Annotated in this window: 23 protein-coding genes; 20 read left to right on the plus strand and 3 right to left on the minus strand. The window is 44.9% G+C overall.

Annotated features, from left to right (window positions below; all coding sequences use genetic code 11):
* The first annotated feature begins 24 nt into the window (after nt 1–24).
* The 5 genes from thpR to PUN35_RS21655 all read left to right on the plus strand — a co-directional run bounded on the left by thpR (nt 25) and on the right by PUN35_RS21655 (nt 5,653).
* Nucleotides 25–576: an RNA 2',3'-cyclic phosphodiesterase gene (gene thpR, locus PUN35_RS21635; protein WP_014480581.1), complete on the plus strand. Its 552-nt coding sequence runs from the start codon at nt 25–27 to the stop codon at nt 574–576.
* A gap of 25 nt (nt 577–601) precedes the next feature.
* Complete coding sequence (locus PUN35_RS21640; protein WP_003229241.1) at nt 602–1,516, plus strand: hypothetical protein; 915 nt, start codon at nt 602–604, stop codon at nt 1,514–1,516.
* 48 nt (nt 1,517–1,564) lie between these two features.
* Nucleotides 1,565–2,494, plus strand: a complete 930-nt coding sequence (locus tag PUN35_RS21645) for a YegS/Rv2252/BmrU family lipid kinase (protein ID WP_014480580.1) — start codon at nt 1,565–1,567, stop codon at nt 2,492–2,494.
* A 25-nt stretch (nt 2,495–2,519) separates the two neighbouring features.
* The gene (pulA, locus tag PUN35_RS21650) at nt 2,520–4,676 is read left to right on the plus strand and encodes a type I pullulanase (RefSeq protein WP_014480579.1); all 2,157 of its coding nucleotides are present in this window, start codon (nt 2,520–2,522) and stop codon (nt 4,674–4,676) included.
* A 179-nt stretch (nt 4,677–4,855) separates the two neighbouring features.
* A complete protein-coding gene (locus PUN35_RS21655; protein ID WP_009967993.1) occupies nt 4,856–5,653 on the plus strand; it encodes a phosphotransferase family protein in 798 nt (265 codons plus the stop codon).
* Here PUN35_RS21655 and PUN35_RS21660 read toward each other — a convergent pair whose 3' ends face one another.
* A complete protein-coding gene (locus tag PUN35_RS21660; protein WP_003237926.1) occupies nt 5,654–5,932 on the minus strand; it encodes a YtzH-like family protein in 279 nt (92 codons plus the stop codon). It abuts the gene before it with no gap.
* A gap of 206 nt (nt 5,933–6,138) precedes the next feature.
* On the opposite strand from PUN35_RS21660, the gene trmB reads away from it, so the two are divergent.
* From trmB to PUN35_RS21675, 3 genes are all read left to right on the plus strand, one after another.
* Nucleotides 6,139–6,780 carry a tRNA (guanosine(46)-N7)-methyltransferase TrmB gene (gene trmB / locus PUN35_RS21665; RefSeq protein ID WP_014480578.1) on the plus strand — a complete coding sequence of 214 codons (642 nt, stop codon included), beginning with the start codon at nt 6,139–6,141 and terminating at the stop codon, nt 6,778–6,780.
* A 69-nt stretch (nt 6,781–6,849) separates the two neighbouring features.
* Complete coding sequence (locus tag PUN35_RS21670; RefSeq protein WP_033882152.1) at nt 6,850–7,695, plus strand: YtnP family quorum-quenching lactonase; 846 nt, start codon at nt 6,850–6,852, stop codon at nt 7,693–7,695.
* A gap of 82 nt (nt 7,696–7,777) precedes the next feature.
* The gene (locus PUN35_RS21675) at nt 7,778–9,478 is read left to right on the plus strand and encodes an NAD-dependent malic enzyme (RefSeq protein WP_014480576.1); all 1,701 of its coding nucleotides are present in this window, start codon (nt 7,778–7,780) and stop codon (nt 9,476–9,478) included.
* Between the two features lie 52 nt (nt 9,479–9,530).
* Here PUN35_RS21675 and PUN35_RS21680 read toward each other — a convergent pair whose 3' ends face one another.
* Nucleotides 9,531–9,848, minus strand: coding sequence for a PepSY domain-containing protein (locus tag PUN35_RS21680; RefSeq protein WP_014480575.1), 318 nt, complete (start codon nt 9,846–9,848; stop codon nt 9,531–9,533).
* 158 nt (nt 9,849–10,006) lie between these two features.
* Here PUN35_RS21680 and PUN35_RS21685 point away from each other — a divergent pair, with 158 nt between their 5' ends.
* Nucleotides 10,007–11,080, plus strand: a complete 1,074-nt coding sequence (locus PUN35_RS21685) for a M42 family metallopeptidase (protein WP_014480574.1) — start codon at nt 10,007–10,009, stop codon at nt 11,078–11,080.
* A gap of 54 nt (nt 11,081–11,134) precedes the next feature.
* Here the strand turns inward: PUN35_RS21685 and PUN35_RS21690 are convergent, their stop codons facing one another.
* Entirely contained in the window at nt 11,135–11,581 is a 447-nt protein-coding gene (locus PUN35_RS21690) for a YtoQ family protein (RefSeq protein ID WP_003229263.1), read from the minus strand.
* Between the two features lie 78 nt (nt 11,582–11,659).
* Between PUN35_RS21690 and PUN35_RS21695 the strand changes: the two genes are divergently transcribed.
* The 11 genes from PUN35_RS21695 to ccpA all read left to right on the plus strand — a co-directional run bounded on the left by PUN35_RS21695 (nt 11,660) and on the right by ccpA (nt 22,153).
* Nucleotides 11,660–11,776 carry a hypothetical protein gene (locus tag PUN35_RS21695; RefSeq protein WP_004399150.1) on the plus strand — a complete coding sequence of 39 codons (117 nt, stop codon included), beginning with the start codon at nt 11,660–11,662 and terminating at the stop codon, nt 11,774–11,776.
* Between the two features lie 38 nt (nt 11,777–11,814).
* A complete protein-coding gene (locus PUN35_RS21700; RefSeq protein WP_003229265.1) occupies nt 11,815–12,138 on the plus strand; it encodes a thioredoxin family protein in 324 nt (107 codons plus the stop codon).
* 14 nt (nt 12,139–12,152) lie between these two features.
* A complete protein-coding gene (locus PUN35_RS21705; protein WP_009967991.1) occupies nt 12,153–12,962 on the plus strand; it encodes a DUF1444 domain-containing protein in 810 nt (269 codons plus the stop codon).
* 15 nt (nt 12,963–12,977) lie between these two features.
* Entirely contained in the window at nt 12,978–13,583 is a 606-nt protein-coding gene (gene ytpR, locus PUN35_RS21710; protein ID WP_003229269.1) for a YtpR family tRNA-binding protein, read from the plus strand.
* 159 nt (nt 13,584–13,742) lie between these two features.
* On the plus strand, nt 13,743–16,592 hold the full coding sequence (sftA, locus tag PUN35_RS21715; protein ID WP_014480573.1) for a DNA translocase SftA: 2,850 nt from the start codon (nt 13,743–13,745) through the stop codon (nt 16,590–16,592).
* 249 nt (nt 16,593–16,841) lie between these two features.
* Nucleotides 16,842–18,140: a UDP-N-acetylmuramate--L-alanine ligase gene (gene murC / locus PUN35_RS21720; RefSeq protein ID WP_003229274.1), complete on the plus strand. Its 1,299-nt coding sequence runs from the start codon at nt 16,842–16,844 to the stop codon at nt 18,138–18,140.
* A 161-nt stretch (nt 18,141–18,301) separates the two neighbouring features.
* Complete coding sequence (locus tag PUN35_RS21725; RefSeq protein WP_003229276.1) at nt 18,302–18,724, plus strand: DUF948 domain-containing protein; 423 nt, start codon at nt 18,302–18,304, stop codon at nt 18,722–18,724.
* A 30-nt stretch (nt 18,725–18,754) separates the two neighbouring features.
* Complete coding sequence (locus tag PUN35_RS21730) at nt 18,755–19,210, plus strand: YtxH domain-containing protein (protein ID WP_004398549.1); 456 nt, start codon at nt 18,755–18,757, stop codon at nt 19,208–19,210.
* 23 nt (nt 19,211–19,233) lie between these two features.
* Nucleotides 19,234–19,560, plus strand: coding sequence for a bacillithiol system redox-active protein YtxJ (gene ytxJ / locus PUN35_RS21735; RefSeq protein ID WP_014480571.1), 327 nt, complete (start codon nt 19,234–19,236; stop codon nt 19,558–19,560).
* A 236-nt stretch (nt 19,561–19,796) separates the two neighbouring features.
* The gene (locus tag PUN35_RS21740; protein ID WP_003223454.1) at nt 19,797–20,873 is read left to right on the plus strand and encodes a bifunctional 3-deoxy-7-phosphoheptulonate synthase/chorismate mutase; all 1,077 of its coding nucleotides are present in this window, start codon (nt 19,797–19,799) and stop codon (nt 20,871–20,873) included.
* A gap of 275 nt (nt 20,874–21,148) precedes the next feature.
* On the plus strand, nt 21,149–22,153 hold the full coding sequence (gene ccpA, locus PUN35_RS21745; protein ID WP_003229285.1) for a catabolite control protein A: 1,005 nt from the start codon (nt 21,149–21,151) through the stop codon (nt 22,151–22,153).
* The last annotated feature ends 27 nt before the right edge of the window (nt 22,154–22,180 follow it).

Consider the following 22,180-nt stretch of genomic DNA (forward strand, 5'->3'; position numbering starts at 1 on the left):
GTCAAAGAAGGGAGTGTCAGACGGATGCCAGATATACGGCCTCATTATTTCATCGGCGTTCCCATACCTGAGGGAATTGCAAATCCGATCTACCAGGCTGCGAAAAACGAACCGATATTGACGTTTCAAAAATGGGTGCACCCGCTTGACTATCATATCACGTTAATTTTTCTCGGAGCGGCGGATGAGACACAAATAAAGAAGCTTGAAGGTTCGCTAGCAGAGATTGCTTCAGAAATTGACCCATTTTCAATTGAGTTTGACAAGATAGATGTATTCGGCGACCGCAGAAGGCCGCGCGTTTTACATCTGGAGCCAAAGAAAAACAAAACGCTTGATAGACTGCGGGAACATACGAAGCAGGCTGTCCTTCAGGCCGGCTTTCAAGTGGAAAAAAGACCGTATCATCCTCATATGACGCTGGCAAGAAAATGGACAGGCGAAAATGGATTTCCAGCTCATGTTCCGTTTGAAAGCGGCGAAGTTTCGATGATGGCTGAACGATTTTCGCTCTTTCAAATACACTTGAACCAATCACCAAAATACGAGGAAATATTCAAATTTCAATTATCTTAATTCATTGCGGAGTGGAGAAACAAACATGGCACAAATCATCAAAATTCATGATTATATATCAAGATATGAGCTTGATCCGTACCATTATATCAACCAGTTTGTACGTCTGAAAAAAGAGCGCTGGCTTTCACTAGTAGAAGCAGCGGAACGACAGCATGAAGAAAGGCAAGCCAGTGCTGAAGAACCGGAACCGGTGCAGAAACGAAAAAAATTTTCATTGAAAAGAAGAAAAGAAGAGATAAAAGCCGATATACAAGAAGAGAGACACCAATGGTTTGAGGACGAAGAAGATATTCATGTAAGGCTCCCGAAGAGCAGGGTGGCGCTTGCTTCTTTTTATAAAAGACATTTATATGATTTTCAGCTCAAATGGGCAAGCTCTACTCTTTCAGAAATATCTCAACTCTCAAACCAGGTGAAGCAGGACCGCATTTTGCGTTATCTGACCCAGCAGCTGCCTGATTCTTATTTTATTATGTATAAGCCTGTGCTGAAAATTCAGCAGGCGGCGGTTGAATTAAGCATTGTGATTATTTCTCCTCTGGAAATTTATTGCGTTTCTTTTTTAGAGGCTGAGGAAGACAGTGTCTACATAGGGTCTAAAAATCGTTTTTGGGACAAGAAAACAGCCTCTCAGACTGCATCAGTGTTAAATCCAGGGCTTAGCCTGTTTCGTACGGACTCGGTTGTGTCAAAGATCGTAAAGGAAAAACAGGCTGAGATTCCGGTTCGAAAATTGCTTCTGAGCAGAACGTCGTACATCGATTACCCGGAGCCGCCATACGGCTTAGAAATAGCGGATAAGCGGAGCGCGGAAGAATGGATTGAGCGGCAGAAGAAAAACACTGCTCCGATCAAACATCATCAGGTAAAGGCTGCAAAGGCTCTATTGTCTTACTGCATGTCTGACTCCTATCGCAGACAGGAGTGGCTGGAGTAAAAGAGAACGATTTGAGCGGTTTTCTCATAACATAAGCAGGTGAGAAAGATGAGCCATTGGTTTTTTATTATTAATCCGACAGCAGGACATCGAAACGGCCTGCGTGTTTGGAAGTCCATTCAAAAAGAATTGATCAAACGAAAGGTTGAGCACCGTTCATTTTTAACTGAACATCCGGGACACGCCGAGGTGCTCGCCAGACAGATTTCAACGATACAGGAATATAAGCTGAAGCGCCTGATCGTCATTGGCGGAGACGGAACCATGCATGAAGTTGTCAACGGGCTGAAAGATGTTGACGATATTGAGCTGAGCTTTGTGCCGGCGGGCGCATATAATGATTTTTCGCGAGGATTCTCTATTAAAAAAATCGATCTGATACAGGAAATCAAGAAGGTAAAGCGCCCGTTAACAAGAACCTTTCATTTAGGGAGCGTCAATTTCCTTCAGGATAAATCACAGATTCTTTATTTTATGAATCATATCGGGATCGGGTTTGACGCATATGTCAATAAAAAGGCGATGGAATTTCCGTTGAGACGGGTTTTTCTTTTTCTCCGCCTTCGATTTCTTGTGTATCCGCTTTCTCATTTGCACGCTTCGGCAACCTTTAAGCCGTTTACGTTAGCTTGTACGACGGAAGACGAGACGCGCGAATTTCATGATGTCTGGTTTGCGGTTGTATCCAACCATCCGTTTTACGGGGGAGGCATGAAGGCGGCGCCCCTAGCAAATCCGCGCGAGAAGACATTTGATATCGTAATCGTTGAAAACCAGCCGTTTTTGAAAAAATATTGGCTTTTATGTCTCATGGCATTTGGAAAACATACAAAGATGGATGGCGTTACGATGTTTAAAGCGAAGGACATTACATTTTACACGAAGGACAAAATCCCGTTCCATGCTGACGGAGAATTCATGGGCACTACCCCGTTTCGTCTGGCATCTAGTCCTTCACCCCTAAGAATCAAAACATAAACGTGTTTGGAGGAGAGAGCTTCCGATGGTCAGCATCCGCCGCAGCTTCGAAGCGTATGTCGATGATATGAATATCATTACCGTTCTGATTCCTGCTGAACAAAAGGAAATCATGACACCGCCGTTTCGGCTTGAGACAGAAACAACAGATTTTCCTCTGGCTGTCAGGGAGGAATACTCCCTTGAAGCAAAATACAAGTACGTCTGCGTATCCGACCATCCTGTGACATTTGGAAAAATCCATTGCGTCAGAGCATCCAGCGGCCACAAAACGGATCTCCAAATTGGCGCTGTCATCCGGACGTCTGCGTTTGATGACGAATTTTATTATGACGGAGAGCTGGGCGCCGTTTATACCGCGGATCATACCGTATTTAAAGTATGGGCGCCTGCTGCAACCTCAGCTGCTGTCAAGCTTTCACACCCCAATAAAAGCGGGTGCACATTCCAAATGACTCGGTTGGAAAAAGGCGTCTATGCCGTTACGGTTACAGGTGACCTTCACGGATATGAGTATTTGTTTTGCATCTGCAACAATTCAGAATGGATGGAAACAGTTGACCCGTATGCCAAGGCTGTGACTGTAAATGGAGAGCTGGGCGTCGTCTTGCGCCCGGATCAAATGAAATGGACTGCTCCTCTTAAACCATTCTCACACCCTGTGGATGCCGTCATCTATGAGACGCACCTTCGCGACTTCTCCATCCATGAAAACAGCGGCATGATAAACAAGGGAAAATACTTAGCATTAACGGAAACTGATACACAAACCGCAAATGGCAGTTCTTCGGGACTGGCGTATGTAAAAGAGCTTGGTGTTACACATGTGGAGCTTCTGCCGGTGAATGATTTTGCCGGAGTTGATGAAGAGAAGCCGCTTGATGCATACAATTGGGGATATAACCCGCTTCATTTCTTTGCCCCGGAGGGAAGCTATGCCTCAAACCCTCATGATCCTCAAACGAGAAAAACAGAGCTGAAACAAATGATCAATACCCTGCATCAGCACGGTCTGCGAGTCATTCTGGATGTTGTTTTTAACCATGTGTATAAGAGGGAGAATTCCCCCTTTGAAAAGACAGTGCCCGGTTATTTTTTCCGGCACGACGAATGTGGGATGCCGTCAAACGGCACCGGCGTTGGCAATGATATTGCATCAGAAAGAAGGATGGCAAGAAAATTCATTGCGGATTGCGTGGTCTATTGGCTTGAAGAATACAATGCTGACGGCTTCCGATTTGATCTCCTCGGCATTTTAGATATTGACACCGTGCTTTATATGAAAGAGAAAGCAACTAAGGCAAAGCCCGGAATCCTGCTTTTTGGAGAAGGGTGGGATCTGGCTACACCGCTGCCGCATGAACAGAAAGCTGCTTTGGCGAACGCGCCAAGAATGCCGGGCATCGGCTTTTTTAATGATATGTTTCGTGACGCTGTAAAAGGGAACACCTTTCACCTTAAGGCAGTAGGGTTTGCGCTCGGCAGCGGTGAATCAGCACAAGCTGTGATGCATGGAATTGCCGGGTCTTCCGGATGGAAGGCATTAGCGCCGATTGTTCCGGAACCAAGCCAGTCCATCAATTATGTCGAATCACACGACAATCACACCTTTTGGGATAAAATGAGCTTTGCGCTTCCTCAAGAAAATGACAGCCGAAAGCGAAGCAGGCAAAGGCTTGCAGCCGCGATTATTTTGCTTGCCCAAGGGGTGCCGTTTATTCACAGCGGCCAGGAATTTTTCCGGACGAAGCAGGGAGTGGAAAACAGCTATCAATCCAGTGACAGCATCAACCAGCTCGACTGGGATCGCCGTGAAACATTCAAAGAAGATGTTCACTATATCCGCAGGCTGATCTCGCTGAGAAAAGCGCATCCTGCATTCCGTCTTAGGTCCGCTGCAGACATCCGGCGCCATCTTGAATGCTTGACGCTAAAAGAACACCTTATCGCATACAGGCTTTATGATCTTGACGAGGTTGACGAATGGAAAGATATCATTGTTATCCATCACGCGAGTCCAGACTCCGTCGAGTGGAGTCTGCCAAACGACATACCTTATCGGCTTTTATGTGATCCATCAGGATTTCAGGAAGACCCGGCAGAAATTAAGAAAACGGTTGCAGTAAACGGCATCGGAACGGTTATCTTATATTTAGCATCAGATCTTAAGAGTTTTGCTTGACGAAGTTTGTGCTATAGCGCTAAAATTTAAAGGACGGCTATTGATTAGCATATGAGACTCTCAATAGCTGTCTTTTTTATTTTTATACGATTCGTACGAAAAAGGCATTCGCTGGATAGACTAGAAACGATTAGCCTTAATTCTAAAATATTTTAAGAAATGATGGGTTGAACATTGATATGAACTGGTTGGGACAATTACTAGGTAGCGATTGGGAGATCTTCCCCGCCGGAGGAGCTACAGGAGATGCATATTATGCGAAACATAACGGGCAGCAGCTTTTTTTAAAACGTAATAGCTCACCTTTTTTAGCTGTTTTATCCGCCGAAGGCATTGTTCCGAAGCTGGTTTGGACAAAACGGATGGAAAATGGGGACGTCATTACGGCCCAGCACTGGATGACCGGCAGAGAGCTGAAGCCTAAAGACATGAGCGGACGGCCCGTTGCTGAATTGCTTCGTAAAATACACACATCGAAAGCCTTGCTGGACATGCTGAAGAGACTTGGAAAAGAACCGCTGAACCCGGGGGCTCTTTTGTCTCAGCTGAAGCAGGCTGTATTTGCTGTGCAGCAATCTTCGCCGCTGATTCAAGAAGGGATCAAGTATTTGGAAGAACACCTGCATGAAGTGCATTTCGGTGAGAAAGTCGTTTGCCATTGTGATGTCAATCATAATAACTGGCTATTGTCTGAAGACAACCAGCTGTATTTAATTGACTGGGACGGCGCCATGATCGCTGATCCGGCGATGGACCTCGGGCCTTTGCTGTACCACTACGTCGAAAAGCCAGCTTGGGAGAGCTGGCTGAGCATGTACGGCATAGAGCTGACAGAAAGCCTTCGGTTGCGAATGGCTTGGTATGTGTTATCTGAAACAATTACTTTCATTGCCTGGCATAAAGCAAAAGGCAATGATAAGGAATTTCATGATGCAATGGAAGAGCTGCATATCCTCATGAAACGAATTGTTGATTAATCAGGAATACGAATCCATTTGCTCTACCCATTGAGACAGGCTGTTCTGATGCTCTTGTATGTGTGAGTCGATGGATTTGGACGATATTCCTGATTGGCTGTAGCGGTAAACATCTTCAAGCACGTTTTTGAAATTTGAATCAAGCTCGGTGTTTGCCATCAGTGATTTAATCACACGCTCAAGCTGCTCGTACTCTGCGACTGTTCCGCAGCAGTCCAATTGATGGTCAGTCAATATATCCTTCAATAAATGAACTTGATGCTCATAATGTAAACCCATAACGGTACACATCCCTTCAGTATCATACGGGTTAAATTGTTCAAAACAGAGCGTTTTTATACATATGAAAGGAGTGTTCCAGCAGACGGGACCCTCTTTTTTTATGCGCTCGGCCTTAAGAGAGATACACTGGAAAAACGAGCTTGCGGGTCTTTTTAATTCATGGTATGTTGTTAGTCGAAATAATAGATAGAGGTGTCAATCATATGAGAATGCGCCACAAGCCTTGGGCTGATGACTTTTTGGCTGAAAACGCAGATATTTCCATCAGCAATCCTGCTGATTATAAAGGGAAATGGAACACAGTGTTTGGCAACGACAATCCGATCCATATCGAGGTTGGTACAGGAAAAGGCCAATTTATTTCTGGTATGGCCAAACAAAATCCCGACATCAATTATATTGGTATTGAGTTATTTAAAAGCGTCATCGTGACAGCCGTCCAAAAAGTAAAAGACAGCGAAGCGCAGAATGTAAAGCTTCTGAATATAGATGCGGACACGCTGACGGATGTGTTTGAGCCGGGGGAAGTGAAACGGGTCTACTTGAACTTTTCTGATCCTTGGCCGAAGAAACGGCATGAAAAACGCCGCCTGACATATTCCCACTTCCTCAAAAAATATGAAGAAGTAATGGGCAAAGGCGGATCGATTCATTTTAAAACGGACAACCGAGGTTTGTTTGAGTACTCTTTGAAGAGCTTCTCTGAGTACGGCCTCCTGCTGACATACGTCAGCCTCGATTTGCATAACAGCAATCTCGAAGGCAATATTATGACAGAATATGAAGAAAAATTCTCTGCACTCGGCCAGCCGATCTATCGGGCTGAGGTTGAATGGAGAACGTAAAGACAGACTCTGACAGGAGTCTGTTTTTTTTATGGGCCGTTTGCTACCATGATGACAGGGGGGATGAAAATGGAAACAATGAAAATTGGAAACATCACGTTGACCTGGCTTGACGGAGGCGTGACGCATATGGACGGAGGCGCCATGTTCGGCGTTGTGCCAAAGCCGCTTTGGTCTAAAAAATATCCAGTCAATGAAAAAAACCAGATTGAACTAAGGACAGACCCTATTTTGATTCAAAAGGATGGGCTCAATATCATCGTTGACGCCGGAATTGGGTCCGGCAAGCTGACTGATAAACAAAAACGAAACTATGGCGTGACACAAGAGTCGAATGTGAAACCCTCATTAGCTGCACTCGGATTAACGGTTGCCGATATAGATGTGATCGCAATGACACACCTTCATTTTGATCATGCATGCGGTTTAACGGAATATGAAGGTGAACGGCTCGTCTCTGTCTTTCCGAATGCAGTGATTTATACATCAGCTGTTGAATGGGACGAAATGCGCCATCCGAATATCAGGTCGAAAAATACGTATTGGAAAGAAAATTGGGAGGCTGTAGCTGGCCAAGTCAAAACCTTTGAAGACACCTTAACGATCACAGAGGGTATTACAATGCATCACACCGGAGGCCATAGCGACGGACACAGTGTCCTGATATGCGAGGATGCGGGTGAAACTGCCGTACATATGGCAGATCTGATGCCGACACATGCCCACCGCAATCCGCTATGGGTGCTGGCTTACGATGATTATCCGATGACCTCTATCCCGCAAAAGCAGAAATGGCAGGCGTTCGCAGCAGAAAAAGACGCTTGGTTTATTTTTTATCATGATGCCGAATATCGCGCGCTTCAATGGGATGAGGACGGAAGCATCAAAGATTCAGTCAAGCGAATGAAGCAATAGCATATTTTTATGTTTACCCTGCATGTTTTCCGGCTAATAATGCAAACCTAGTACTAATTATGCTCAGAAAGGAAGAGGCAGGGTGAAACAATTCAAAGTAACAAACGAAGGAGACATTCAAACAACATTAAGAGGCCTTGAAGTGCTCTCTGTTCCTTTTTTGAACAAAGGTGTTGCTTTTACTGAGGAAGAAAGAAAAGAACTTGGTTTAAAAGGCTTTCTGCCGCCCAAGGTATTAACAATTGACGATCAGGCGAAAAGAGCGTATGAACAATATTCCGCACAGCCTGACGATTTGAGCAAAAATGTCTATTTAACTGCGCTGCACGATCGGAATGAAACGCTGTTTTACCGCCTGTTAAATGACCATTTAGGGGAAATGCTCCCGATTGTCTACACACCGACAGTCGGAACGGCAATCCAGAGATACAGCCATGAATACAGAAAACCACGAGGGCTCTATCTGTCAATCGATGACCCGGACGGTATGAAAGAAGCATTTAAACAGTATAAAGATCAAAGCGATACGATCGATTTAATTGTTGCAACTGATGCGGAAGGAATTTTAGGGATCGGTGACTGGGGCGTCGGAGGAATCGCGATTTCTATTGGAAAGCTGGCGGTTTATACAGCGGCTGCGGGCATTGATCCGAGCAGAGTGCTGGCTGTTGTTTTAGATGCGGGGACAAATCAGGAGAGCCTCTTGAACGATCCGCTTTATGTCGGCAACCAGCATTCTAGAGTGCGCGGAGAACGCTATGACCAATTTATTGACGACTACGTTGCGCTGGCGAGAGAAACATTTCCGAATGCATTGCTGCATTGGGAGGATTTCGGGGCGAAAAACGCTCGAAGCATTTTGAAACGCTATAAAGATAAAGTGTGTACCTTCAATGATGATATCCAAGGAACTGGCGCTGTTTCTTTGGCCGCAGTCTTATCCTGTGCAAAAGCGTCTAAAGTTCCATTGAGGGATCACAGAGTTGTTATATTCGGAGCGGGAACGGCAGGAATCGGAATTGCCGAACAGCTGCGGGAAGCATTGGTGCGCGAGGGACTGAGTGAAGAAGAATCATACAAGCGCTTCTGGTGCATAGACAGAAACGGGCTGTTAACAGATGATATGGATCAGCTTCTTGATTTCCAAAAGCCGTATGCTCGTTCGGCTGATGAAGTAAAGGATTATCAGCGGAACGGAGACGGCGGAGGCATTGATCTTCTTGAAGTGGTCCGGCAGGCAAAACCGACGATCCTGATCGGCACATCTACGGTTTCCGGCGCTTTCACTGAAGAAATTGTAAAAGAAATGGCGTCACATGTGAAACGGCCCGCGATTTTGCCAATGTCAAATCCGACAACTCTTTCTGAAGCAAAGCCGGAGGATTTAATCGAATGGACAGAAGGCCGTGCGCTGATCACGACAGGAAGCCCGTTCCCGCCAGTTGAATATAACGGAGTTACGTATCATATCGGGCAGGCAAACAACGCGCTTGTCTTCCCTGGTCTCGGTCTTGGAACGATTGTTACCAAATCAAAATTAATTACCGACGGCATGTTTGAAGCATGTGCCCGGGCAATCGCAGGTATGGTCAATGTCGGGGTGCCTGGCGCGCCGATGCTTCCGAAAGTTGAAGATTTGCGCACTGTTTCGGCAACCGTTGCGGTTGAAGTCGCAAAAACCGCGATGAAGGAAGGCGTTGCTACGGAAGAGCCAGAAGACATTATACAGGCAGTGCAGGATGCGATGTGGTATCCGGTATACAAACCGATTCGCGCGATATAATTAAAAAGAGCCGCTGCGTTGGCAGCGGCTTCTATTTTTTGCTTGTCCGGTGTTAAGAGGCGATTGTATCAATGACATCAACAATTTCTCCCGTTTTCGCATCCACCATGACTTCATACTGTTCTAATTCTCCGAAAGCTGATCGTGTAATGCCGGTTTTGTATACCTGTACCGTTTCTCCGTTAATATTGTAAGGCTCCGGCTGGGTGTAAATCCATGATCCGTCAATCGGGCCCCGCTGCTTAAAAGCAGATTTTACAATTCGAAGCGCTTTTTCTGAAGAAATATAAGGCTTCATCACATATTGTTTCACAACGACAGCCGCACAAATTCCAAGTCCTGCTCCTAAAAGAAGATGACGCAATTTCAAAATAAAGCACCTCCTGGTTGATCGTACTTTTCATTATACAGAAACAGCCAAATCCTGTTAAGCAATACGCGGCTGATCGAGCAGATTGGGTCAGGGTGCTTGGAAAACTTCACTGTTTCTAATAAAATAAAAGGACTACATAGAAATGAGGGGAAAACATGAATCAAGAAACGAAAGCGCTTTTCCAAACACTGACGCAGCTTCCCGGCGCGCCGGGCAATGAGCATCAGGTTCGTGCTTTTATGAAGCAGGAGCTAGCCAAATATGCCGATGACATCGTTCAGGACAGACTGGGAAGTGTTTTCGGAGTCAGACGAGGCGCAGAGGACGCACCGAGAATTATGGTAGCCGGGCACATGGACGAAGTCGGCTTCATGGTGACATCCATTACAGACAACGGGCTGCTCAGATTCCAGACGCTCGGAGGCTGGTGGAGCCAGGTTTTGCTTGCGCAGCGGGTTGAAATTCAAACAGATAACGGGCCGGTTCCGGGTGTGATTTCAAGCATACCGCCGCATTTATTGACAGATGCGCAGCGAAACCGTCCGATGGATATCAAGAACATGATGATCGACATTGGAGCGGATGATAAGGAAGACGCCATCAAAATCGGCATTAAACCGGGACAGCAGATCGTGCCTGTTTGTCCGTTTACGACGATGGCGAATGAAAAGAAAATTTTATCAAAAGCATGGGATAACAGATATGGATGCGGCTTAAGCATTGAACTTCTGAAGGAATTACACGGTAAAGAGCTTCCGAATACACTCTATGCGGGTGCAACGGTTCAGGAAGAAGTAGGGCTAAGGGGCGCGCAGACGGCTTCTCATATGATTAAACCGGACTTGTTTTTCGCCCTTGACGCCAGCCCGGCAAACGATATGAGCGGAGACAAAAATGAATTCGGCCAGCTTGGAAAAGGCTTTTTGCTGCGCATTCTTGACAGAACGACAGTCATGCATCGCGGAATGAGGGAATTCGTTCTTGATATGGCTGAAACGCATGATATTCCATATCAATATTTTGTATCCGGCGGGGGAACAGACGCAGGCAAGGTTCATATTTCGAACAGCGGTGTGCCGTCAGCGGTTATCGGAATATGTTCCCGCTATATTCATACAAACGCTTCTATCATTCATATTGATGATTATGCTGCTGCTAAAGAAATGCTCATCAAACTTGTAACAGCCTGCGATAAGCAGACGGTGGATGCGATTAAAGAAAATATGTAGGTTTCATAAAAGCTTGTTGAACGAGCAGTAAGCCCGGATCGACAAGCTTTTTTCTTATTCTGTTTCAAATAGATAGGAAAGGGCCTTAATGGCTTGGTTAACGGTTTCAACCGTAATATTCGCTTTATTGGAAAGCTCTTTTAAAGGATGGTGGAGCGATTCCGGCCGGATGATAATCAGGGGTTTTCCTTTTGCGATCGCATATGATGCATCCATTGCCGTGTTCCACTGTTTGTACTTTTCGCCAAACAGGGCGATCACAAAGTCTGCTTTATTCATCAGGACGGCGGTTCTGAAGTTGTTGATGTCAGAGGCTTTGTCATCCTTTAAAACGGCATTTGGCTGTACGCCCATAATTTCTTCACCAATATTGTCTGAGCGGTCATGATTCTCCATCGGGCCAACAAACGTAATCGGGAGCTTCAGTGATTTTGTTTTTTCTTTAATTTCCTCGCGCCAATTGCTGTGGATTTCTCCTGCTAAATAGACGATAAACTCCATATAAAAATCCCTCCTTATGTATGTCCATCTGTAAATTTTACCCTCATGTACACGATGTTAAACGAAACGAACTTGATAATGCAAATAAAATATGATAATGATAATGGGAAAGCCAATCTTACATATTCATTCGTTGCATATAAGTGGTTTTGCCTCAAGCAGTTTGGTATGATCCAAATGGACGAGTATCGATAAAAAACATGTAAGAACATAAACAACTGGAGGGATATGAAATGAAAAAAATTGAATCAACTCAAGAGCTGGAAAAAGCGGTAAAGGATGATTGGTCTGTATTTATGTTTTCAGCCGATTGGTGCCCGGATTGCCGTTTTGTAGAGCCTTTCCTGCCTGAATTGGAAGCGAATTTCCCTGAATTCACCTACTACTACGTAGACCGTGACAAATTCATTGATACATGTGCAGAGTGGGAAATTTACGGAATCCCAAGCTTTGTGGTGTTTAATGAAGGAAAAGAAGTAAATCGTTTTGTGAGCAAAGACCGCAAAACAAAAGAAGAAATTGAACAGTTTTTAACAGACTCTCTCGCTAAAGCGTAAAGGAGGACATCGGTTTGAAAATGACCTCAAGGAAGCTGTCAGATATACTGAAGCAGCGCCTTCAGCACGAGAATCGCTCCTTTCTGTTTGACAGAGAAAAAGACACCCTCCGTGTTGAGGATCAAACGACTAAAAAAGGGATTACACTCGATTTGCCGCCGATTATTGCAAAATGGGAACTGAAAAAAGACGAAGCCATTGATGAGATCGTGTACTATGTCTCCGAAGCGATGACGGCAATGGAAGGGAAGGCTCAGGAAATGACCGGGAAAGAAACTCGCATTTATCCGGTCATCCGCTCGACTTCCTTCCCGGACAAGTCCAGCGAAGATATCCCGCTCATTTATGACGATCATACCGCAGAGACAAGAATTTATTACGCGCTAGATCTCGGGAAAACCTACCGTTTAATTGACCAGCGCATGCTTGAGAAAGAAAACTGGACAAAAGAGCGGATCAGAGAGACGGCCGCATTTAATCTCCGTTCCCTGCCGACGGTTGTCAAAGAGGATACGGTTGCCGGCAATTACTTTTATTTCTTCAGGGCAAACGACGGATACGATGCAAGCCGGATTTTGAACGAAGCGATCTTAAATGAGTATAAGCAGCATGCAGAAGGGGAGCTGGCGATCTCTGTTCCTCATCAGGACGTTTTGATTCTTGCTGACATCCGGAATGAATCGGGGTATGATATTCTAGGACAAATGTCGATGAGCTTCTTTGCAGGCGGCACCGTCCCGATTACCGCCCTTTCATTTTTGTACAATGAAGGAAAGCTGGAACCGGTGTTTATCCTGGCGAAAAGCCGTCCGAAAAAGGATTAGAAAGGATTTTTACTTATGAACGCTTTTTATAATAAAGAAGGTGTGGGAGACACGCTCCTGATCTCTCTTCAAGATGTGACACGCGAACAATTAGGCTATGAAAAACACGGCGACGTCGTCAAAATTTTCAATAACGAAACAAAAGAAACAACGGGCTTCAACATTTTCAACGCGTCTTCTTACTTGACCATTGATGAAAACGGCCCTGTTGCGCTCTCAGAAACATTCGTGCAAGATGTGAATGAGATTTTAAACAGAAACGGCGTTGAAGAAACATTAGTCGTTGATTTATCTCCGAAGTTTGTTGTGGGGTATGTAGAATCAAAAGAAAAACATCCGAATGCGGATAAATTAAGCGTATGTAAAGTCAACGTAGGAGAAGAAACGCTTCAGATCGTCTGCGGCGCGCCTAACGTTGACCAAGGCCAAAAAGTTGTCGTTGCCAAAGTCGGTGCTGTGATGCCTAGCGGACTTGTCATTAAGGATGCAGAGCTTCGCGGCGTTCCGTCAAGCGGGATGATCTGCTCAGCGAAAGAGCTTGATTTGCCGGATGCCCCTGCTGAAAAAGGAATCCTTGTGTTAGAAGGAGACTATGAGGCGGGAGACGCATTTCAGTTTTAGACTCCCATAAATCCGCCAAAAAAAACGAATCATGTGAAAAGCCGCTAAGCCCTTGTTTAGCGGCTTTGTTTCTGCTGATAGCTTAATCTTTTCTGGGCCGACCAGCAGTGGTATACTAAAAACCGTCCCAGAAAACTATAAGGGAGTTAGAGATAAATTATGAGTTGGCTTCATAAATTTTTTGATTTGTTTTTAGGCGAAAGCGAAGAGGATGCTGAACGGGAGACAAAACCCGCTCAAATTCCGCAGCAACAAGAAGTACATCATCCTGAAGGACAATTAAAAAGATTGGAAGATCCTAAAATATATTATGAATATCCAAAAGGCAAATTCCGTTTTCCAGTCGTGCCTGACGGATACAAAAATCATGACCTGAGAAGGCGCCGCACACCATCGGACGAACCGAAATCCGCGCCTCGTCCAAGTGCTGCACCTTACAGAGAGCGTCCCAGAAATGAAGAAGAGCAGCATACATATCAAGCAGCAGAGCCGGCGAAGAAACCGTTTAAACCGACAAATATCCCTTCGCCTATCTATGGATTCAATCAAAAACCATCTGTTAAAAAGGATGTGCCGAAAAAGCCTTCTGAAACATTGAACGAACCGGATAAATCGGTAAAAGAGAAGGTAACACTGCTGTCAGAAGAGATCGAACGTGAACGCGGCTATCCTGCTTCAGACACACCGGCGCATTCCAAAAAAGAAAGTCCTTTCTTCCCGGATACCCAATTTGAAAAACAGCCTTCTGGCGTTTTAAACAGAAAGGATATGGAGCATGATGAGGCGCTGGCGAAACGGCCAGCCGAGCCGTCAGGTAACAAAGTGCCATTTGAGTCAGGCGTTCAACAGCCGGAAAAAGAGGAGCCTTTCTTCCCAGCTGAACAAGCCGAAGAGCAAACACCGCCTGAGATGCTCACAGATACGGCGGCTGAAGGGCTTTCAGACAGTGAAGTAGGCCGCGAAGAGCCTGCAACGGCTGAGGAAGAACAAAGGGAGCAGCAGCCAGAGAAACTTGAAGAGCCTGTTTTCTCCGCTGAACTTGATGAAGAGCAAACAGCTCCTGAATCTCAGACAGAGGCAGTATCTGAGGATGAAAAAGCAAAAGAGCCGTCAGACAGCCCAGTATACAATCACCATGAAAACGCGGCAGAAGGTGCTGAGTCCCCGTTCGTTCAAGAAGAACAAATGGACATTCGTCAGGAAGAGCCTTTATTTACTGATCATGAGTATTCATCAGAGGCTCTGGCTCAAGCAGAAACTGTGGCAAAAGAATCAGAAGAGCCCATAATAAATAATCATTATGACATCCTGGGAGAGGCTCAGGAAACGAAGATAGATGTTCAGCCAGACAGCCATACAGAGCTTGAGAAAACTGAACACATGGAGCAGGGTTCCAAATCGTCTACTGCACCTCTTGAAAATCGGCAGGGAATTCGCGCAGACAAACCTCGCGAAGCTTCAGCAGAGCCGAAAAAAAGGCCTGGTGCACAGGAGAAAAGGACCGAACAAAGCGCATCTTCTCAAAAAGGGCCATCCGTTCCTTTTAATGTGATGATGCTGAAAAGAGATACGCATAAACAGCAAAAAGCAGAGGAGCGCCGCGGCAGCTATGTATTTCCGAATGTTGCACTGCTTGATGTCCCGCCAGCGCAGGTTCAAGATGATACTGCGTGGATCGAAGAACAGCGTCAGCTTCTTGATTTGACCTTGAAAAACTTCAATGTCCGCGCCAATGTGGTCCATGTAACCCAGGGTCCGTCTGTCACGAGATTTGAAGTGCATCCTGAACCGGGTGTAAAGGTGAATAAAATCACCAACTTGTCCGATGATATTAAACTCAGTCTCTCAGCGAGAGATATTCGGATTGAAGCGCCGATTCCGGGGAAAAACACGATCGGAATTGAAGTGCCGAACCGCACGAGCAAGGTGGTTGATTTGCGCCAAATGATTCGCAGCTCAGCTTTCAGGACAAGCAAGTCACCGCTCACAGCTGCGCTGGGATTAGATATTTCAGGAAATCCTGTTGTTATCGACTTGAAGAAAATGCCGCATGGCTTGATTGCCGGCGCTACAGGCTCCGGAAAAAGCGTATGCATCAATACAATATTAGTCAGCCTGCTTTATAAAGCTGACCCGAGTGAGGTAAAGGTGCTGCTGATTGATCCGAAAATGGTAGAGCTGGCCCCTTACAATAAAATTCCTCACCTCGTCAGCCCAGTCATTACTGATGCTAAAGCGGCTACAGCTGCTTTGAAATGGGTCGTTGAGGAAATGGAGCGCCGCTATGAGCTTTTTGCCCATTCCGGTGTCCGCGACATTGACCGCTTTAATCAATTAACCGCTGAACACCAAATGGGTGAAAAGCTGCCATATTTAGTTGTCATTATTGATGAGCTTGCAGATTTGATGATGGTGGCTCCAAACGATGTGGAAGAAAGCATTGCGCGGATCGCCCAAAAAGCCAGAGCGTGCGGTATCCATCTTCTCGTTGCAACTCAGCGTCCGTCAGTCGATGTCATTACAGGTCTGATTAAGGCGAATATCCCAACGAGAATCGCCTTTTCTGTCTCAAGCCAGGTTGATTCCCGAACAATTATTGACATAGCCGGTGCAGAAAAGCTTCTCGGAAAAGGGGATATGCTCTTTTTGGAAAACGGATCGGGAAAACCTGTCCGTCTGCAAGGTAACTTTGTGTCAGACCGGGAAATCGACCGCGTCGTTTCTCACGTCAGAAGCCAAATGCCGCCGACCTATTTATTTGAACAAGAAGAGCTCGTAAGACAAGGATCTGCCCTGAAAGAAGAGGACGAACTGTTTTACGAAGCGTGTGAGTTTGTTGTAGAGCAAAACAGTGCGAGCACTTCAAGCCTGCAAAGAAGATTCAGAATCGGTTACAATCGTGCGGCAAGGCTGATCGACATGATGGAAGCGGAAGGCATGATCTCTGAGGCAAAAGGAAGCAAGCCTCGAGAGGTGCTGATCACAGCAAGTGATTTAATAAACGAATAATATGGGTTCATTTTCACACCAAACATGGTATGATAGTGTTTAGAGCATTTAACAGCTATGCCGCTTTACAGCAGCTGTGCATAGACAAATCTTGATATCTGGGTTTAATCGGAAAGAAATAACCTGATACTAAACATAACAAAACATATAAAATACGCCGCTAAGGGAGGCTTTTCAGCCGCCGCGGTCGCAAATTGAAATGAGCGTCATATACTGGGGAACAGATAGACGTTTGTTGGAGGTACAATTATGACTGTTTATCATTTTGTTGGAATAAAAGGGACCGGTATGAGTCCGCTTGCCCAAATACTTCATGATAATGGATATACTGTCCAAGGATCGGATATCGAAAAATTTATTTTTACGCAAACAGCGCTTGAAAAAAGAAATATTACGATTCTTCCTTTTAGCGCGGAAAATATTAAACCCGGCATGACAGTCATCGCCGGAAACGCATTCCCAGACACGCATCCTGAAATAGAAAAAGCGATGTCTGAGGGAATTCCGGTGATACGTTATCATAAGTTTTTAGGCGACTACATGAAAAAATTCACGAGTGTTGCCGTTACGGGCGCACACGGCAAAACGTCGACTACGGGTCTGCTGGCTCACGTGATCCAAAACGCAAAACCGACGTCTTTCTTAATCGGAGACGGAACAGGCCAGGGAAATGAAAACAGCGAATACTTTGTGTTTGAAGCGTGCGAATACCGCCGCCATTTCTTAAGCTATCAGCCAGATTATGCGATTATGACGAATATTGATTTTGATCATCCTGATTACTTCTCAAGCATTGACGATGTATTTGACGCTTTCCAAGAGATGGCTCTTCAGGTCAACAAAGGCATTATTGCCTGCGGAGACGATGAGCATCTGCCGAAAATCCATGCGAACGTCCCGGTTGTGTATTACGGCACGGGGGAAGAAAATGATTTTCAAGCCAGAAACATCGTAAAAAGCACGGAAGGGACAACTTTTGATGTCTTTGTCCGCAATACGTTCTATGATACGTTTTATATTCCTGCGTACGGCCACCACAATGTATTAAACTCATTGGCGGTCATTGCGTTATGCCATTATGAAGAAATTGATTCCAGCATCATTAAGCATGCTCTCAAATCCTTTGGGGGCGTCAAACGCAGATTCAATGAGAAGCAGCTTGGGGATCAAGTGCTGATCGATGACTATGCCCATCATCCGACAGAAATAAAAGTGACAATCGAGGCGGCAAGACAGAAGTATCCTGATCGGGAAATTGTCGCGGTATTCCAGCCTCATACATTTACACGGACGCAGCAGTTCCTTGACGAATTTGCAGAAAGCCTGAGCGGCGCTGACTGTGTGTATTTATGCGATATTTTCGGCTCAGCCCGTGAGAATGCCGGAAAGCTGACGATCGGCGATCTCCAGGGAAAAATTCATAATGCCAAGCTGATTGAAGAAGATGACACATCTGTTTTAAAAGCTCATGATAAAGCCGTTCTCATCTTCATGGGAGCAGGAGATATCCAAAAATATATGAGAGCCTACGAAAACGTCATGGCATAATAAAAAGCAGTGATCTCACTGCTTTTTATTTATCTGATGGAAAAGCTTATTAAAGGATTTTCTTACATAACGGAGAATAGTATGTATACAGCCCAGTACACATGTTTAGGATTGAAGAAAACGGGTAAACAGCAGTATATCCTGCAGCAAGGAGGTTTGAGATGATTATTATTCTTTATTTGAGCGTTGCACTCATCGCAGTTGCATTTCTCGTATTAGTGATCTACTTGTCTAAAACACTGAAGTCATTGCAGCTGACACTAAAAAACGTCGCATCCACTCTTGAAGGGCTGGAGGGACAAATGAAGGGCATCACAACTGAAACAGCCGAGCTTTTACATAAGACCAACCGCCTGGCTGAAGATATTCAGGAAAAATCAGAAAAGCTGAATACGGTCGTTCATGCTGTTCAAGGAGTGGGAGCTTCTGTACAGCAGTTCAATACATCCATGAAACAAGCGGCAGGGTCTGTATCGGCATCAGTTAGAGAAAATCAAGATAAGATCAATCAAGTTGTCACATGGAGTCAAGCAGCAATGGAAATTTGGGAGAAATGGAAGCAAAAGAAAAAATCAGCCCTGTAAGAGAAAAAAATACTAAGAGGAGGAATAATGATGAGCAAAGATGGAATTAATAGTAAAGATTTTTTAATCGGAACTTTAATCGGGGGAATCATCGGTGCCACTACAGCTCTTTTTCTAGCGCCTAAATCAGGCAAAGAACTTCGCGACGATCTCGGCAGCCAGGCTGTTGCTTTACGGGACAAAACTGATAAAATGACGGCAGATGCGAAGGAAAAAGGCACGCAATATGTCAGCATCGCAAAAGACAAAACTTCCAACATCACACAGCTTGTAGCGGATCAGTCTGGGCAGATCATGAACAAGGTGAAGGATTTAAGAGACCGTTCTAAATCTGATAAAACGGATTCATCGACTGCAATGCAAGATATGAGGGAAGAAGCGATGCAGGCGGCTGATGAAACAAAAGATCAAGTCCTCCAGACGAAAGAAGATGTAAAAGACGAACTGAAAGATGCACAAAAACAGGCTGAGCAGTTGAATCGCTGAGCAGGGAAGGAAGAGCTTGAGTCATGGCTAAACAGCTTATTCAATCTGAGGAAGAATTTAAACGGATTGCAGAACAGGAAGGCGCTTTCGTCTTCTTTAAACACAGCACCACATGCCCGATCAGCCAGGCAGCATTTCATGAGTTTGATGCCTTTGCAAATCAGCATGAGGATGTGCCGGCTTACTATCTTCAAGTACAAGAAGCCCGGCCGCTGTCTAATTTCATTGCAGAAACATATGGGGTCAAGCATGAAAGCCCTCAGATATTCATCATCCAGAACGGTGAAGTGAAATGGCATACCTCACATTCACAAATTACAGAAGCCGCTATTGAGCAGCATTTGTCATAGAAAAAAGCGTCCAGATATCATCTGGCGCTTTTTTTTTGTAAAAAACCCTTGAACATTGCCCTCACATCATGTAGGATAGCTTCATAGATTACTTTATCACTTAAAAGCGTTTGGGTAATAAAGTAGAGTTTTTATAAAATTTTTTGTATTTCAGTATTTCCATTTGGAATTACTTATAGTAAGATGCATGATAACTACAAAATAAAAAATGAATGTGCAGGGAAAGGATGAAAAAAATGAGCAACACAGAGTTAGAGCTTTTAAGGCAGAAAGCAGACGAATTAAACCTACAAATTTTAAAACTAATCAACGAACGCGGAAATGTTGTAAAAGAGATCGGTAAAGCGAAGGAAGCACAGGGCGTCAACCGATTTGACCCTGTCAGAGAACGCACAATGTTAAACAATATCATTGAAAACAATGACGGGCCGTTCGAAAATTCAACCATCCAGCACATTTTTAAAGAGATATTCAAAGCCGGTTTAGAGCTTCAGGAAGAAGATCACAGCAAAGCGCTGCTTGTCTCCCGCAAGAAAAAACCTGAAGATACAATTGTTGATATCAAAGGCGAAAAAATCGGAGACGGCCAGCAAAGATTCATTGTCGGCCCATGTGCGGTAGAGAGCTATGAGCAGGTAGCTGAAGTCGCTGCAGCTGCGAAAAAACAAGGGATTAAAATTTTGCGCGGTGGAGCCTTTAAGCCTCGTACGAGCCCATACGATTTCCAAGGGCTTGGTGTTGAAGGCCTTCAAATTTTAAAACGTGTAGCGGATGAATTTGATCTGGCGGTTATCAGTGAAATCGTAACTCCGGCTCATATCGAAGAAGCGCTGGACTACATTGATGTCATTCAAATCGGAGCGCGCAATATGCAAAACTTCGAATTGCTGAAAGCGGCCGGCGCCGTGAAAAAGCCAGTGCTTCTGAAGCGCGGTCTTGCTGCAACGATCTCTGAATTCATCAATGCTGCTGAATACATCATGTCACAAGGAAATGACCAAATTATCCTTTGTGAGCGCGGAATCAGAACATATGAAACAGCAACGAGAAACACGCTGGATATTTCAGCTGTGCCGATTTTGAAACAAGAAACGCATTTGCCAGTCTTTGTTGATGTTACGCATTCAACAGGCCGCCGTGACCTCTTGCTTCCGACAGCTAAAGCCGCTTTAGCGATCGGTGCTGATGGCGTAATGGCTGAGGTTCACCCTGATCCGTCAGTCGCACTTTCTGACTCTGCTCAGCAAATGGCGATTCCTGAATTCGAAAAATGGCTGAATGAACTGAAGCCAATGGTGAAAGTCAACGCTTAATTGAACAATCCAAAAGGCCGCGCCTGCGGCCTTTTTTTATGCTTTCTCGTTTATTTAGTTATAAAAACCAAGTATACGTTTTCATCATCTATAAAAACGTGTATAATTTCATGAGAAGTAATTAAATTTGATGAATAATGAAAAATAATGTACACTACTGACTTACGCTTACAAATCATAAACGACATAAATTCGGACATTATGACATTTCTCTACATAAAGTGTTTATGCTATAGATAAGGATAAGTGTATCCAGTAAAAGGAGTGGTTTTAGGATGAGCAATATTACGATCTACGATGTAGCGAGAGAAGCTAATGTAAGCATGGCAACCGTTTCCCGTGTCGTGAACGGCAACCCGAATGTAAAACCGACAACGAGAAAAAAAGTCTTGGAAGCCATTGAACGTCTCGGTTACCGTCCAAACGCGGTGGCAAGAGGGCTGGCAAGTAAAAAAACAACAACTGTAGGTGTCATCATTCCCGATATCTCAAGCATTTTCTATTCAGAGCTTGCGCGCGGAATTGAAGATATCGCGACAATGTATAAATACAATATTATTTTGAGCAACTCTGACCAAAACATGGAGAAAGAGCTGCACTTGTTAAACACAATGCTCGGCAAACAAGTGGACGGCATCGTGTTTATGGGCGGAAACATTACGGACGAGCATGTGGCGGAATTTAAGCGTTCTCCAGTGCCGATTGTACTTGCCGCTTCTGTAGAAGAGCAGGAGGAAACACCGTCAGTCGCTATCGATTACGAACAGGCGATTTATGATGCCGTGAAGCTTTTGGTTGATAAAGGACATACAGACATCGCGTTCGTTTCCGGACCAATGGCAGAACCGATCAACCGTTCGAAAAAACTCCAAGGCTACAAACGTGCGCTTGAAGAAGCGAACCTTCCGTTTAATGAACAATTTGTAGCTGAAGGGGATTACACATATGATTCCGGACTCGAAGCACTGCAGCATCTGATGAGCCTGGATAAAAAACCGACAGCCATTCTTTCTGCAACTGATGAAATGGCACTCGGCATTATCCATGCCGCTCAGGATCAGGGCTTATCCATTCCGGAGGATCTCGACATTATCGGTTTTGATAATACAAGATTAAGCCTCATGGTTCGTCCTCAGCTTTCAACAGTTGTTCAGCCGACATATGATATCGGCGCCGTTGCGATGAGACTGCTGACGAAGCTCATGAATAAAGAGCCGGTTGAAGAGCATATCGTCGAACTGCCGCACCGTATAGAGCTTAGAAAGTCAACCAAGTCATAAGAAAAACAAAGAGCAAGCTTCACCTTT

It is taken from the genome of Bacillus sp. N3378-2at (genome assembly GCF_033412715.1).
Lineage (GTDB): Bacteria > Bacillota > Bacilli > Bacillales > Bacillaceae > Bacillus > Bacillus subtilis.

Excerpts from the sequence above, each read along its gene's own strand:
- trmB (WP_014480578.1), top strand. The coding sequence starts at position 6,139 with ATGAGAATGCGCCACAAGCCTTGGGCTGATGACTTTTTGGCTGAAAAC.
- PUN35_RS21740 (WP_003223454.1), top strand. The coding sequence starts at position 19,797 with ATGAGCAACACAGAGTTAGAGCTTTTAAGGCAGAAAGCAGACGAATTA.
- PUN35_RS21690 (WP_003229263.1), bottom strand. The coding sequence starts at position 11,581 with ATGGAGTTTATCGTCTATTTAGCAGGAGAAATCCACAGCAATTGGCGC.
- PUN35_RS21695 (WP_004399150.1), top strand. The coding sequence starts at position 11,660 with ATGCAAATAAAATATGATAATGATAATGGGAAAGCCAATCTTACATAT.
- PUN35_RS21725 (WP_003229276.1), top strand. The coding sequence starts at position 18,302 with ATGATTATTATTCTTTATTTGAGCGTTGCACTCATCGCAGTTGCATTT.
- PUN35_RS21640 (WP_003229241.1), top strand. The coding sequence starts at position 602 with ATGGCACAAATCATCAAAATTCATGATTATATATCAAGATATGAGCTT.
- PUN35_RS21660 (WP_003237926.1), bottom strand. The coding sequence starts at position 5,932 with ATGGGTTTACATTATGAGCATCAAGTTCATTTATTGAAGGATATATTG.
- PUN35_RS21685 (WP_014480574.1), top strand. The coding sequence starts at position 10,007 with ATGAATCAAGAAACGAAAGCGCTTTTCCAAACACTGACGCAGCTTCCC.
- sftA (WP_014480573.1), top strand. The coding sequence starts at position 13,743 with ATGAGTTGGCTTCATAAATTTTTTGATTTGTTTTTAGGCGAAAGCGAA.
- PUN35_RS21730 (WP_004398549.1), top strand. The coding sequence starts at position 18,755 with ATGAGCAAAGATGGAATTAATAGTAAAGATTTTTTAATCGGAACTTTA.
- PUN35_RS21670 (WP_033882152.1), top strand. The coding sequence starts at position 6,850 with ATGGAAACAATGAAAATTGGAAACATCACGTTGACCTGGCTTGACGGA.
- PUN35_RS21700 (WP_003229265.1), top strand. The coding sequence starts at position 11,815 with ATGAAAAAAATTGAATCAACTCAAGAGCTGGAAAAAGCGGTAAAGGAT.
- ccpA (WP_003229285.1), top strand. The coding sequence starts at position 21,149 with ATGAGCAATATTACGATCTACGATGTAGCGAGAGAAGCTAATGTAAGC.
- murC (WP_003229274.1), top strand. The coding sequence starts at position 16,842 with ATGACTGTTTATCATTTTGTTGGAATAAAAGGGACCGGTATGAGTCCG.
- PUN35_RS21655 (WP_009967993.1), top strand. The coding sequence starts at position 4,856 with ATGAACTGGTTGGGACAATTACTAGGTAGCGATTGGGAGATCTTCCCC.
- thpR (WP_014480581.1), top strand. The coding sequence starts at position 25 with ATGCCAGATATACGGCCTCATTATTTCATCGGCGTTCCCATACCTGAG.
- ytpR (WP_003229269.1), top strand. The coding sequence starts at position 12,978 with ATGAACGCTTTTTATAATAAAGAAGGTGTGGGAGACACGCTCCTGATC.
- PUN35_RS21645 (WP_014480580.1), top strand. The coding sequence starts at position 1,565 with ATGAGCCATTGGTTTTTTATTATTAATCCGACAGCAGGACATCGAAAC.
- ytxJ (WP_014480571.1), top strand. The coding sequence starts at position 19,234 with ATGGCTAAACAGCTTATTCAATCTGAGGAAGAATTTAAACGGATTGCA.
- pulA (WP_014480579.1), top strand. The coding sequence starts at position 2,520 with ATGGTCAGCATCCGCCGCAGCTTCGAAGCGTATGTCGATGATATGAAT.